Here is a 13,849-nt window from a genome sequence, read left to right on the forward strand (position 1 = left end):
GCGCTCGCCGGCCTCGTCTCGATCGCGCGCCCGGCCACCCTGCGCCGCTATGCCCTCGAACTCTTCGATCGCAGTTTCGCCGTCACCTATCTGCTCGAGGGGGTCGCGATCCTCGTCGGGCTGGCGGGCGTCGCCGCGACCATGTCCGCGCAGACGATCGCCCGCACGCGCGAATTCGGGATGCTCCGGCATATCGGCGTCGCAAAGCGGCAGATCGTCGCGATGCTGGCGACCGAGGGGGCGTTGCTCGGTCTCGTCGGTGGCATCGCCGGGATCACGCTCGGCGGGGTGATGGCACAGGTGCTCGTCCATGTGATCAATCCGCAGTCGTTCAACTGGACGATGGCGACGCGCATCCCCTGGGGTAGCGTCGGCGGAGTAGCACTTGCGCTGATCGTTGCGGCGGCGGGTACCGCGGTGCTTGCCGGCCGGCGCGCGATCGCCGCCGATGCGGTCCGCATGGTCAGGGAGGACTGGTGATGCGCCCCGTGTTTACGTTTGCAGCGCTGGCGCTGACCGCCGCGACGCCGGCCGCGACCGGCTATCCCGTCGTCCGTCCCGGCGCCTCCTTCACCTTCCCGCGCGAACACGGCGCGCATCCGGCCTTCCGCACCGAATGGTGGTATGTCACCGGTCTGCTGAAGACGCAGGAGGGTCGCAACCTCGGCTTCCAGATCACCTTCTTCCGGACCACCCCGGGCACCGACGCGGCGAACCCCAGCCGCTTTGCCCCCAAGCAGATCCTGTTCGCGCACGCAGCGCTCTCCGACCCGAAGCTCGGCCATCTTCTGCACGGGGAGCGGGCGGCACGGGCGGGGTTCGGCCTGGCCCAGGCACGCATCGGCGATACCGACGTCACACTCAAGGACTGGCATATCCGCAGGCGACCCGACGGCCGGTTCACGACCACCGTTACCACCGGCGATTTCGCGCTGACGCTGACGCTGACACCGCGCCAGCCGCCCCTGCTCCAGGGGAACGCGGGGTACAGCCAGAAGGGTCCGCGGCCCGAACAGGCGAGCTATTATTACTCGATCCCGCATCTCGCGGTGGCGGGGCAGCTGGTGCGGAACGGCACACCGCAACGCGTTACCGGACAGGCGTGGCTCGACCGGGAATGGTCGTCGGACTATCTGGGCGGCGGCGCGGTAGGCTGGGACTGGACCGGGCTCAATCTCGATGACGGGGGGGCGCTGATGGCGTTCCGCATTCGTGGCCGCGACGGCAAGCCGCTCTGGGCGGGTGGATCGCTGCGGCGTGCGGATGGTCGCGTCGTCCGGTTCGCGCCCGCCGACGTCCGGTTCGATCCGCTCCGCCAGTGGCGCTCGCCGCGCACCGGGGCGCTCTACCCCGTGACGCAACGCCTCACCATTCGCCTCCCCGAAGGGGTCCGCCGCTTCCGCCTCGATCCGCTGTTCGCCGATCAGGAGCTCGATGCCCGCCGCAGCGGCATGCCCGTCTACTGGGAAGGCGCGGTCCGCACGGCGGGCGGCAGCGGCTATCTCGAGCTCACCGGCTATGCCGATCCGCTGCAGATGTGACGCCTGCCGGATACCCAGGCTTTGGCATGGCCAAGCTTTGCGGCTATTCCCCACCACTACCGACGCGATAGGGATTACGCGAACCGGAGGGACTGGATGAGACTGAACCGCACGCATATCGGCCTGGCGCTTGCTGCGATCGTCGCGGGCTGCTCGTCGCCCTCGAGCACGGGCAAGGACGGATCGGTCGAGTTGCTCAACGTCAGCTACGATCCGACCCGCGAACTCTACAAGGCGGTGAACACCGCGTTCGCCGCCAAGTGGAAGCAGGACACCGGCCAGACGGTGCGGTTCAACATGAGCCATGGCGGATCGGGCAAGCAGTCGCGCGCGGTGATCGACGGCCTGGGCGCCGACGTCGTCACGCTGGCGCTCGCCTATGACGTCGATGCGATTGCCGAGCGTGCGAAGCTGCTGCCCGCCAACTGGGAAACGCGCCTGCCCGACAACAGCGCGCCCTATACGTCGACGATCGTGTTCCTGGTCCGCAAGGGCAATCCCAAGCAGATTCGCGACTGGAGCGATCTGGTCAAACCCGGCGTCCAGGTGATCACGCCCAACCCCAAGACCAGCGGCGGTGCACGCTGGAACTTCCTCGCGGCCTGGGCCTATGGGAAGAAGGCCGGGGGCGGATCCGACGCCGCCGCGCAGGCCTATGTCTCGCAGCTCTACGGCCATGTCCCGGTCCTCGATTCGGGCGCACGCGGCGCCACCACCACCTTCGTCGAGCGCGGGCTCGGCGACGTGCTGATCGCCTGGGAGAACGAGGCGTTCCTGTCCGAAAAGGAACTCGGCAGCGGCAAGTTCGACATCGTCGTGCCGTCGATCTCGGTGCTCGCCGAGCCATCGGTCGCGGTCGTCGACGCCAATGCCAAGGCGCACGGTACCGAGAAGGTCGCTGAGGCCTATCTCCGGTTCCTCTACACGCCCGAGGGCCAGGACATCGTCGCCAAGAACTATTATCGCCCCCGCGATCCTGCGGTGCTGGCGCGCTATGCGACGTTGTTCCCGAAGATCGAGATGCGCACCATTCGCGATTTCGGTGGATGGAAGGTTGCGCAGGCCCGCTTCTTTGCAGACGGCGGCGTGTTCGACCGGATCTATTCGGGTCCGAAGCGCTGATCGGGAATGCGATCGTTCGGATCCTCGTCGGTGGCTGACGTCGCGCGCCTCGGCGCCAGGCCCGGCCGCGCTCGCCGCGCGCGACGGTCGGTCATTCCCGGGTTCGGGCTGACGATGGGGCTGACGATCGTCTGGCTATGCCTGATCGTGCTCATCCCGCTGTCGACGATCTTCCTGCGCGCGGCGGGGCTTGGCTGGGACGGGTTCGTCGCGGTCGGGCTCTCGGCGCGCGCGCTGTCCGCCTACAAGCTCAGCTTCGGTACCGCGCTGCTGGCCGCGTCGGTCAACGCGGTGTTCGGCCTGCTGATCGCCTGGATCCTCGCGCGCTATGAGTTTCCGGGCAAGAAGTTCGTCGACGCCGCGGTCGACCTGCCCTTTGCGCTGCCGACCGCGGTCGCGGGCATCGCGCTGGTGTCGCTCTATGCCGAAAACGGCTGGATCGGGTCGCTGCTCGCACCGCTCGGCATCCGCGTCGCCTACACCCCGCTCGGCGTCGTCGTCGCGCTCATCTTCATCGGCCTGCCGTTCATCGTGCGCTCGGTCCAGCCCGTGCTCGCCGACCTCGGCGCCGATGTCGAGGAAGCCGCAGCGACGCTCGGGGCAACCCGGTGGCAGACGTTCAGCCGGGTCATCCTGCCCGCCATCGCACCCGCGCTCCTGACCGGCTTCGCGCTCGCCTTCGCGCGCGGCGTCGGCGAATATGGCTCGGTCATCTTCATCGCGGGCAACATGCCGTACAAGTCGGAGATCGCGCCGTTGCTGATCGTCACCCAGCTCGAACAGTTCGACTATCCCGGCGCGACCGCGATCGCGTGCGTCATGCTGGTCGCCTCCTTCTCGATGCTGCTGCTGGTCAATCTGCTCCAGGCGTGGCGTACGAAGCGGAGCGCGAAATGACCCGCGCCGCGTCCAGCGAAAGCCCCGTCGCCCGGCGGATCCTGATCGGCGTCGGTCTCCTCTTCCTCGCACTCTTCCTCGCGCTGCCGCTCGTCGTCGTGTTCGTTCAGGCCTTTGCCAAGGGCTGGCCGATGTTCGTCGACGCAATCGGCCAGCCCGACGCGCGTGCGGCGATCCGGCTGACCCTGCTGGTCGCGGCGATTTCGGTGCCGCTCAACTGCGTGTTCGGCGTCGTCGCGTCCTGGGCGATCACCAAGTTCGACTTCCGTGGGAAAAGCCTGCTGATCTCGCTCATCGACCTGCCCTTCTCGGTGTCGCCCGTCGTCGCCGGCCTCATCTTCGTACTGATGTTCGGCGCTCAGGGCTGGTTCGGGCCGTGGCTGATCGCGCACAACTGGAAGGTCATCTTCGCGGTGCCGGGCATCGTGCTCGCCACCGTGTTCGTCACCTTTCCGTTCGTCGCGCGCGAGATCATCCCGCTGATGGCCGAGCAGGGTCGCGACGACGAAGAGGCCGCGGTGTCGCTCGGCGCGTCGGGGTGGCAGACCTTCTGGCATGTCACCCTGCCCAATATCCGCTGGGGCCTGCTCTACGGCGTGCTGCTCTGCAACGCGCGTGCGATGGGCGAATTCGGCGCGGTGTCGGTGGTGTCGGGCCATATCCGCGGCCTGACCAACACCATGCCGCTCCACGTCGAGATCCTGTACAACGAATATGACTTCGTCGGCGCGTTTGCGGTGGCATCGCTGCTCGCGTCGCTCGCGCTCGTCACGCTCGTGTTGAAGAGCCTGCTCGAATGGCGGTTCGGCTATCATCAGGCAAGGAGTGCGCATTGAGTATCGTCATCGACGCCGTATCTAAGCGGTTCGGCCAGTTCGCCGCGCTGAACGACGTCAGCCTGGAAGCGCGTCCGGGCGAGTTCCTCGCGCTGCTGGGCCCGTCAGGCTCGGGCAAGACGACGCTGCTCCGCATGATCGCGGGGCTCGACTTCCCCGATAGCGGCCATGTCCTGTTCGACGGCGCCGACATGACCGGGACGCCCGCTGCCGAACGCCAGATCGGCTTCGTGTTCCAGAACTACGCGCTGTTCCGTCACATGACCGTCGCCGACAACATCGCGTTCGGCCTGACCGTCCGTGCCCGCCGCGATCGCCCGGCAAAGGCAGACATCCGCGCGCGCGTCACCGAACTGCTCGACCTGATCCAGCTGCCCGATCTTGGCCATCGCTATCCAGCACAACTCTCGGGCGGTCAGCGCCAGCGTGTCGCGCTGGCGCGGGCGCTCGCAGTCGAGCCCCGCCTGCTGCTGCTCGACGAACCCTTTGGCGCGCTCGATGCCAAGGTCCGCAAGGACCTGCGCCGCTGGCTGCGCGAGCTGCACGACCGGCTTGGCCTGACCTCGGTGTTCGTCACGCATGACCAGGAGGAGGCGCTCGAGCTTGCCGACCGCGTCGTCATCATGAACCGCGGTGTCATCGAACAGATCGGGACCCCGCGCGAAGTCTATGACATGCCCGCCACGCCGTTCGTCTCCGAATTCGTCGGGGAGACCAACCGTATCCCGGTGACGGTCGTCGATGGCCGCGTCCTGCATCACGGACAGGCGCTCGACGTTTCTCCGAAGGCGCTCGCCAACGGACCGGCCGAACTGCACTTCCGCCCGCACGAGGCGCTATTGGGGGATGACGATCCCGGTGCGCTGTCGATCGTCGTCGGCGCCGTGCACAAGCGGGGTGGTACGTGGCGCGTCGAGGCGCGTGTCGACGACATCGCCGTCGAGATCGACACGAGCGGTCGCTTGCCCGAGCGTGGCGCTCGTGCGGGGCTTCGCTTCGACGATGTTCAGATTTTTCCGGCTTCGTAGCCGTGGAGCCGGGCCGACTGGTCTCGGTCGCCCGGGCTCTTAAACAGTAAAGGTGGTGCGGGTGGCCGGGGTCGAACCGGCACTCCTTTCGGAACAGGATTTTGAGTCCAGCGCGTCTACCAATTCCACCACACCCGCACGACCGCCCTGCAGGCTTCAAGCCCCGGGCAGCGGCGGTTTCGCTAGACCATGCGATCCACGCCCGCAAGCACGAACCCGCCTCTTCATCCCCGAACGCGCGCATAAAAAAAAAAAAAAAAGGCCCGCCGTTTCCGGCGGGCCTTGAGGTGGGGGTACGGGATCAGAACCGGACGGTGGCACCAACCGCCAGGTTGCGACCAAGCGAGTCGTAGCGCTGCGGGATCGTGTTGGTCCGTGCCAGCGCGACATTGTAGGAATCGGGGACGATCGGCGCGCTCTTGTCGAGCAGGTTGTTCGCGATCAGGCGCAGCGAGAACGCCTTGTCGATCGCAAAGTTGAGCGCGAGATCGAAATAGCTCTTCGGCGAGACGCGGAAATAGCTGGTCCGCTCGCGCTCGGGCGTGCCGCCGATCGCCGGATCACCCGAATTGTCCGCATTCGTCAGCGAACCGACATAGCGCCAGTTGAACGACGCGCTGAACCCCTTGTCGACCGTCGTATAGGTCGCGCGCAGGCCGTGCGACCATTTCGGGATCAGCTGACCGCAGCCATTGCCGTAATAGCCTGCGCAGTTGCGGGTCGGCTGGACCGGCGAGTCCTGACCACCTGCAAAGGTCGTCAGCGAGCCGTTGAAGTTCCAGTCGATCTTGCCGACGCTGGCGAGATCGAGCGTGTACTGCGCCTGGAAGTCATAGCCGCGGGCGATCGACTTGTAGAAGTTGGTCGTGCCCTGGCGGATGAAGCCGGTCGTCGGGTTGCTCGCCGCGTTCGAGTAGAGCGTGCCGGTGCCGGGATTGCGGACGATGCCCTGGCAGAAGAACGCGTCGCCGTTCGAACGCTGACAGCCATCGGTGTAATAGCTGAAGTCGTTATAGCCGAGCGAGTCGTCGATCTTGATCTTGTAGCGATCGACCGAGAAGACGAGCCCGGGCACGAAGCGCGGCTTCACGATCAGGCCATAGGTCTGGGTATAAGCCGTTTCGGGATCGGCTTCGAAACCGCCCGAGCGAACCGTACATCCGGTCGCCCCCGTCGATGCATCCCCCGGACAGATCAGCGTCGGGCTGCCGTACAGCGCGTCGGACAGGCCGGTCGCGCGGCAGACCTCACGCGAGGCGACGGGCGTGCCATAGGTCACGCCGCCAGCGGCGTTGGTCGTCACGGTCGGTGCGCAGAAATCGTTGAACGTGCCCGATCCGCCACGGGCAAAATCGACATTGGTCGCCTGCCGGATCTCGGTCACGGTCGGCGCGCGCTGCGCCTTGTTGAACGAGGCGCGGAACGTCAGGTCGCTGACCGGGGCGTAAATGCCCTCGATCTTCCACGTGTTGAAGCTGCTCGAATTGCTGCTGTACTTCGAAACGCGATAGCCACCATTGGCCTGCAAAAGTTCCGCGAACGGCTTGTGCTCGATCAGCGGCGCCTGGACCTCGATATTGGCCTCCCAGACGTCCTGCTTGAGATAGGTGTCATTGCCACCAAGCCCGGCGCGGTAGACGCTGTCGGCGGTCGATTTCAGCGTATCCTTGCGATATTCGGTGCCGAGCGCGATTGCGACGCCCTGCTCGGCGAACGGCGAGGTGACACCGTACTTGCCGAGATCGCCGGTGATGTTCGCCTGCACGTCATACAGCGTACCGATCGTGGTCGACGTGCCGCGGTCGTAGAGATAGTCGATCAGCGCCGGATTAGTGTTGCCCGCGCTGAACGCGTCGAACGGCACGCAGGCGGCGTCCGTGGTCCCTGCGCAGGTCGGTGCCGCGAGCGTCCCGCCCACGTTCAGCGAATTCCGCAGATTGGCCGCGTTGACGAAGCTCGGCGTGTAGTCCTGCTTGTTGCGCGCATAGACGCCGCCAATGTCATAGGTCCATGCATCGCCAGCCTTGCCGCGCAGGCCGCCGGTCAGGCGCAGACCGGTGTTCAGATAGCTGTCCGGCTGGTCATTGCCCTCGCCAAGGCGATAGCGGATGTCGATCGGCGCAAACGCCGCGGTACCCGCTGCCGCACCGCAGATCGTGCTGGCCTGCGAAGCCGACAGGAACGGATTGTTGCAGTTCACCTGGACGTTGCCGCCCGCGATCGCCGGGTAGTTGTTATACGACTTGTCGCGGAACCAGATGCCCGATGCATAGACTTCGGCGTCCGGCGCGACGTCGAGGCTGACGAAGCCACCCGCATTCACGCGCTCGGACGGGCGCTGATAGGCATAGTTGCTGAAATAGTTCGACGCATTGCCCGCGCCGGTGCCGAACGGCACGAAGGTGCGCGTGCCATTGGGGTTGTTGACATACTGCCCCGTCGCGACGCCCTTGCTGTCGAGCGGCGAAATCAGGCCGCTCGTCGAGCTGCTCGGCGTCAGGCCGCACGAGATCGGCGCGTTGAGGCTCGTCTGCGTAAGGTAGCAGCCCGAGTTAGACCGCTCGGACAGCAGGACCTCGTCGGTATGCTTGTAGTTGACGAAGCCGTTTATCCGCAGCGCCCCGTCGAAGAACTTCTTGCCCGCGGTCAGCGTGACGTCGGCGCGGCCGCCATCGTTGGTCAGGCCGCGCGGGCTGTTGAAGCCGGCTGCGCGTGCCAGCGACGAGACCACCGTGTCCTTGTTGTTGTGGTTGTAGAAATTATAGTTTCCGTCGAGCTGGATGCCTTCGAAATCCTTCTTCAGGACGAAGTTGACGACGCCGGCGACGGCATCGGACCCGTAGACCGACGACGCACCACCGGTCAGGACGTCGACGCGCTCAAGCAGCGACGGCGGGATGATGCCCACGTCCTGCCCGTTCTGCGTGCCGAGGCGCTTGCCGTCGATGAGGACGAGCGTCCGCTCGAACCCGAGGCTGCGCAGCTTGATCCGCTGCCGGCCGTCCGAATCATTATAGGTCTGCTGGCTGTCGGGCGCGACCTGCGGCAGGCGGTTGAGGACGTCCTCGACATTGACCGCAGCCTGGGCGCGGATGTCCTGCGAGGTGACCGAGGTGATCGGTGCGGCGGAGGTCATGTTCGGACGCTGGATGCGCGATCCGGTCACGACGATGTCGCCCCCGCCAGCGCGGTCTTCGGCAGGCGGCGCGTCGACGGCGCTGGTCGCGGTCGCCGCATCCGCCTCGACCTTGGCCTCCGCGGGCGTGGTAGCCTCGGCCTGTGCCGGCGTGACCTGTCCAATCGCCGGGGTCGCGGACACCATCAGTGCCCCCGCAAGCGCCATATAAGACGCCGAATTACGCACGTTCATACTAAAAACCCTTGTTTGGGCCAGCGTTGTCGCCTGCCCCCGTCTCCTTCGTAAGGTTTTGGTCATAATCGGGTCTCAGTCAATACCTTAGTAAGACCACTGTGTAACGTTTCGGACCGGATGTTGTATAATGGCCATACGACTGGTCGACTGCCGTGACTTGCGATACGACTGGGCGCCAGGGTGACAACAGGGGGCTGCTGATGAAGACGAGACGATCGTTGCTGACCGCGTTTGGTGGTATTGGAGCGGCCCTGCCCTTTGTTGCGCCGATCGCCCGCGCGCGCGCCGCAACCGGCGGCCCTGCGCCTGCGCTGATCGTGTCGACCTGGGATTTCGGTGCTGCAGCCAACGCCGCCGCTTTTGCCCGCAGACGCGCCGGCGGATCGCTGATCGACTCGGTCGAGGCCGGCGCGATGGTCCCCGAAGCCGATCCGGACAATCACAGCGTCGGCTATTCGGGCTATCCCGACCGCGACGGCCATGTCACGCTCGATGCGGTCATCATGGATGATGCGGGCGGCGTCGGCGCAGTCGCAGCGCTCGAGAACACGATGCACGCGATCTCCGTCGCGCGGCGGGTGATGGAGCGGACACCGCATACCATGCTCGTCGGCGAAGGCGCGACGCGGTTCGCGCGTGACCAGGGCTTTAAGCAAGAGTCGCTGCTGACGCCCGAGGCGGAAAAGGCGTGGCGCGACTGGCTGAAGACCGCGGATTATCGCCCCGAGGCCAATAGCGAGAACCGCATCACGCGGACGCCCGGTGGCGCGCTCGACCATGACACGATCGGCCTGCTGATGCGCGATCCGACGGGGCGGATGGCCGGCGCCTGCACCACATCGGGCATGGCGTTCAAGATGCGCGGCCGGGTCGGTGATTCGCCACAGGTCGGATCGGGACTCTATGTAGAGGCCGGCGTCGGCGGCGCGACCTCGACCGGGCTGGGCGAGGAGGTCACGCGTGTCGCAGGGTCGGCGCGCGTCGTCGCATCGATGCGCGCGGGCGCGTCACCGCAACAGGCCTGCGAAGAGGTGGTCCGCCACATCGCGCGGCTGCGCGGCGACGCGATACGCGGCGTGCAGGTCGGCTTCCTCGCGCTCGATACAAAGGGCGCGGTCGGGGCCTTCTGCCTGTTGCCGGGCTTTACCTACGCCGTCACCGACGCGCGCGGCAGCACCACGGTGCTGAAGGCGCGCGCCTTGTTCGCGAGCTGACCACATGATGCGCGACGCCATGACGCTCGAAGTCTGTGTCGAGGATCTCGACGGCATCGATGCGCGGTGGAGGGCGGCGCGACCGGATCGAGCTGTGCGCCGCGCTCGCAGTCGGCGGCTTGACGCCGCCTGCGTCGCTGATCCGCGCGGCGGCGCAGGGCCCCCTCCCCGCGCACCTGCTCGTGCGCCCGCGTGAGGGCGGTTTCGCCTACACCCCGCGCGAAATCGCGCTGATCGCCGACGATATCGTCACCGCTGCGCACGCCGGGCTCGCGGGCATCGTGATCGGCGCAACCCTGGCCGACTACCGGCTCGACGCGGCAACTCTGGCCAAGCTGATCGCGCACGCACGGATGCTCGGCAGCGAGCGCGGCAGACCGCTGTCGCTGACGCTGCACCGCGCCTTCGATGTGTGCTCCGATCTTGGCGCCGCGCTCGACACCGCGATCGAACTCGGCTTCGACCGGGTTCTCACCTCGGGTGGGACGCCCAAGGCGATCGACGGGGTCGAGGCAGTGGCTGACCTGCATCGCCAAGCCGCCGGACGCATCATCATCCTCGCGGGCAGCGGCGTTTCCCCGCAATCACTGCCTGCACTGCTGCGCACCGGCATCACCGAAGTCCACGCCTCGTGCCGTCAGCCGATCGCCGGCGGTGCCGATCCGGTGGACGTGCGATTCGGTTTCGCCGCGCCGAACCGCACCGCGACCAGTACGGACCGCATCCGCCAGCTGTCACATATGCTTACGCAGAAACACACGCTTGAATAAGACCAATCTATAACTTACGCTTGGCATAATCCAACGACGAAGGCCGCCATACGGTCACCGTGCAAGATCCTGAGAGCGAGCTGTCATGACCAACGCCCCCCCCCGCCCCCTTGGCGGCACGCGACCCGGAAGCCACGCTGATGTTCAGCGAAGCGGCGGAATCGGGTGCCGCGGTTGCCCGGCTGCTCGCGGCCAATGCCGACGCCTTCACGACACTCGGCGCAAAGCTGCGGGCCGCACCGCCCGCGGTGGTCGTTACCTGCGCCCGCGGATCGTCCGATCACGCCGCGGTTTACGGCAAATACCTGATCTGGACGAAGACCGGCATCCCGGTCGCGGCCGCCGCCCCCTCGGTCGTGTCGCTGTATGACGCAGAGCTTTCCGCGCAGACGACGCTTTGCATCGCCATCTCGCAAAGCGGCCGCAGCCCCGATCTGCTCGCGACGGTCGCCTCGATGAAGGCAGGCGGCGCGCATGTCGTCGCGCTGGTCAATGACGAGACGTCGCCGCTCGCCGCCGCCGCCGACACGCTGATCGCGCTCAAGGCCGGTCCCGAGCGCTCGGTCGCTGCGACCAAATCCTATATCTGCGCGCTGGCGGCGCTGGCGGCACTCACCGCGGAATGGGCCGACGACGATGCGTTGCGCGACGCGGTGGCGGCACTCCCCGCTGACCTGGAGCGCGCATGGGCGCTCGACTGGTCAAGCGCGATCGCACCGTTGCGTACCGCCACCAACCTCTTCGTCATCGCGCGCGGAACGGGCTTCGGCATCGCCAACGAGGCGGCGCTGAAGATGAAGGAAACCTGCGCGCTTCACGCCGAGAGCTTCAGCTCGGCCGAGGTGCGCCACGGCCCGATGCAGCTCGTCGAGGATGGTTTCCCCTTACTCGCGCTGGCGACCTCCGACGCGGCCGGCGACGGCGTGCGCGACGCCGCGGCAGAGTTTGCGGGGCGCGGCGCCTGCGTTCTGCTGGCCGATGCCGCACGCGACGCGCAGGCTGGCGACGCGACGCTGCCCGCGCTCACCGCGCATCCGGCAATCGAGCCGGTCCTGATGATCCAGAGCTTCTACAAGCTCGTCAACGCCCTTTCCGTGGCGCGCGGGTTCGATCCCGACGCGCCCTCGCATCTTGCCAAGGTCACGCGCACGCTATGACGACTTTCCGGTTTTCCAACGGCCATATCGTCACGCCGGCCGCTGTTCTCACCGACGCGACGATGGTCGTCGAAGACGGCCGGATCGTCAGCCTCGACGCGGCGCCCGCTACGGGCACGGCCGTGGAGACAATCGACCTCGACGGGGGCTGGATCATGCCCGGCTTCGTCGACACGCAGGTCAATGGCGGCGGCGGCGTGCTGTTCAACGATGCCACCACGGTCGAGGGGATCGCCGCCATCGGTGCGGCGCATGCCCGTTACGGCACGACCGCGTTCATGGTGACGCTGATCAGCGACACGCCCGACGTGATCGCGCGTGCGCTCGATGCGGTTGACGCCGCGATCGATGCCGGCGTGCCGGGCGTGGTCGGCATTCATGTCGAGGGTCCGGTCATCAGTGCGGCCCGCAAGGGCATCCATGATGCGTCGCGCTTCCAGGATCTCGACGACGATCTGATGGAACTGATGACGCGTCCCCGCCGCGGCCGCGTCATGCTGACACTCGCGCCCGAACGCGTCACCGCCGATCAGGTCGCCGCGCTCACCGCCGCCGGAGTGCTGGTCAGCATCGGTCACAGCGACGCGAGCTACGCAACCGCCGCCGCGGGCATCGCTGCGGGCATCACCGGCGTCACGCATCTGTTCAACGCGATGTCGCCGCTGATCCACCGCGCGCCCGGCGTGGTCGGCGCAGCGCTCGACGACCAGTCGGTCTATTGCGGGATCATCGTCGACGGCTTTCACGTCGATGACGCCGCGTTGCGGATCGCATTGCGCAGCCGCCCGCATGACCGGTTCATGCTCGTCTCCGACGCGATGCCCTGTGTCGGCGCGGCGGATAAGTCCTTCACGATCCAGGGGCGGCCGATCCATGTCGAGGATGGCCGCTGCGTCGGCGCGGACGGCACGCTGGCGGGATCGGATCTCGACATGACCGGTGCTGTTCGCAATGCGGTCGCGCGGCTCGACCTTGCGCCCGAAGTCGCCGCCGCGATGGCGTCGACCTATCCGGCTGCGTTTCTCGGCCTGTCGGACACGCGCGGGGCGCTTGCGCCCGGGCAGCGTGCCGACTGGGTGCGGCTGACGCACGATCTCCACCCCCTGGGCACCTGGTTCGGCGGCGTTCCGTCCGCCTGACCGCGCCCCGCTTTACCCCCCTTACGGCACCAAGGACGACCCCATGGCTCCCATCCTCCTGAGCGCGCCGATGCAGGGTTGGGCGCTGCCCATCGATCAGGTCCCCGACGCGGTCTTCGCCGACCGCATGCTGGGGGACGGCGTCGCGATCGATCCGACCGGCGACGGGCTCTACGCGCCTGTGACGCGACCGTGCTGACGCTGCTCGACAGCGGCCATGCGATCACGCTGCGCACTGCGGAAGGCGCGGAGATCCTGATCCATATCGGGCTCGATACCGTCGCGCTCGGTGGTCGGGGCTTCTCGCCCTGCGTCGCGGTCGGCGACAGGGTCGTTACGGGCGCGCCGCTGATCCGCTTCGATCTCGACCTGCTCGTCCGCGAGGCACGCGCCGTCGTCACGCCGATTATCGTCGTAAACCCCGACCGGTTCGCCATCACGCAGTGCACGACCGACCGGGAGGTCGCGCTCGGCGACCCGCTGATGACGATCGAACCGGTAGCCGACATCCGGCCCGACGCAGTCGCAGGTGGCGCGGCCTCGGGCGAAATCCTGACGCGGACGATCACCGTGCCGCTTGCGCACGGGATTCACGCGCGCCCCGCCGCGCGGCTCGGGGCGCTCGCGAAACGCTATACCGCGGACGTCACGGTCACGCGCGATGCGAACACGTCCAGCATTCTCAGCCCGATCGGGCTGCTCGCGCTCGGGGTGCGGTACAACGACCCGATCACGCTCGGTGCGCGGGCCCGACGCCGCCGACGCGCTCGAC

Annotated in this window: 11 protein-coding genes, 1 tRNA gene and 1 pseudogene; 11 read left to right on the forward strand and 2 right to left on the reverse strand. The window is 67.1% G+C overall.

The genetic code is table 11. The features are described from left to right. From NI18_RS02795 to NI18_RS02820, 6 genes are all read left to right on the forward strand, one after another. Positions 1–480: ABC transporter permease (locus tag NI18_RS02795; RefSeq protein ID WP_037527948.1), on the forward strand; the 480-nt coding region annotated here is incomplete at its 5' end. Continuing rightward, on the forward strand, positions 480–1,541 hold the full coding sequence (locus tag NI18_RS02800) for a carotenoid 1,2-hydratase (protein ID WP_037527959.1): 1,062 nt from the start codon (positions 480–482) through the stop codon (positions 1,539–1,541). The genes NI18_RS02795 and NI18_RS02800, both read left to right, overlap by 1 nt. A 96-nt stretch (positions 1,542–1,637) precedes the next feature. Continuing rightward, positions 1,638–2,663 (forward strand): sulfate ABC transporter substrate-binding protein, encoded by a 1,026-nt coding sequence (locus NI18_RS02805; protein ID WP_031439241.1) that lies wholly within the window; start codon positions 1,638–1,640, stop codon positions 2,661–2,663. Between the two features lie 30 nt (positions 2,664–2,693). Then, positions 2,694–3,560 carry a sulfate ABC transporter permease subunit CysT gene (gene cysT / locus NI18_RS02810; RefSeq protein WP_037527960.1) on the forward strand — a complete coding sequence of 289 codons (867 nt, stop codon included), beginning with the start codon at positions 2,694–2,696 and terminating at the stop codon, positions 3,558–3,560. Next, positions 3,557–4,396 (forward strand): sulfate ABC transporter permease subunit CysW, encoded by an 840-nt coding sequence (gene cysW / locus NI18_RS02815; RefSeq protein WP_031395573.1) that lies wholly within the window; start codon positions 3,557–3,559, stop codon positions 4,394–4,396. The genes cysT and cysW overlap by 4 nt, the downstream gene beginning before the upstream one ends. Continuing rightward, on the forward strand, positions 4,393–5,424 hold the full coding sequence (locus tag NI18_RS02820) for a sulfate/molybdate ABC transporter ATP-binding protein (RefSeq protein ID WP_031439244.1): 1,032 nt from the start codon (positions 4,393–4,395) through the stop codon (positions 5,422–5,424). Before cysW ends, NI18_RS02820 begins: the two co-directional genes overlap by 4 nt. Before the next feature lie 53 nt (positions 5,425–5,477). Here NI18_RS02820 and NI18_RS02825 read toward each other — a convergent pair. Next, positions 5,478–5,562, reverse strand: a tRNA-Leu gene (locus tag NI18_RS02825). A 163-nt stretch (positions 5,563–5,725) separates the two neighbouring features. After that, a complete protein-coding gene (locus tag NI18_RS02830; protein WP_031439245.1) occupies positions 5,726–8,794 on the reverse strand; it encodes a TonB-dependent receptor in 3,069 nt (1,022 codons plus the stop codon). Positions 8,795–8,997: 203 nt separating this feature from the next. Here NI18_RS02830 and NI18_RS02835 point away from each other — a divergent pair, with 203 nt between their 5' ends. The 5 genes and pseudogenes from NI18_RS02835 to NI18_RS27765 all read left to right on the forward strand — a co-directional run. Next, on the forward strand, positions 8,998–10,011 hold the full coding sequence (locus tag NI18_RS02835) for a N(4)-(beta-N-acetylglucosaminyl)-L-asparaginase (protein WP_031439246.1): 1,014 nt from the start codon (positions 8,998–9,000) through the stop codon (positions 10,009–10,011). Between the two features lie 35 nt (positions 10,012–10,046). Then, positions 10,047–10,781 (forward strand): copper homeostasis protein CutC, encoded by a 735-nt coding sequence (locus NI18_RS02840; RefSeq protein ID WP_306286206.1) that lies wholly within the window; start codon positions 10,047–10,049, stop codon positions 10,779–10,781. Positions 10,782–10,921: 140 nt separating this feature from the next. Further along, a complete protein-coding gene (locus NI18_RS02845; protein WP_052148951.1) occupies positions 10,922–11,938 on the forward strand; it encodes an SIS domain-containing protein in 1,017 nt (338 codons plus the stop codon). Beyond that, a complete protein-coding gene (gene nagA / locus NI18_RS02850) occupies positions 11,935–13,077 on the forward strand; it encodes an N-acetylglucosamine-6-phosphate deacetylase (RefSeq protein ID WP_031439249.1) in 1,143 nt (380 codons plus the stop codon). The genes NI18_RS02845 and nagA overlap by 4 nt, the downstream gene beginning before the upstream one ends. A 70-nt stretch (positions 13,078–13,147) precedes the next feature. Then, a pseudogene (locus NI18_RS27765) lies at positions 13,148–13,764 on the forward strand (glucose PTS transporter subunit IIA); the annotation flags it as partial. Between the last annotated feature and the right edge of the window lie 85 nt (positions 13,765–13,849).

This window comes from Sphingomonas sp. Ant20 (assembly GCF_000783375.1).
Classification (GTDB): domain Bacteria; phylum Pseudomonadota; class Alphaproteobacteria; order Sphingomonadales; family Sphingomonadaceae; genus Sphingomonas; species Sphingomonas aerolata.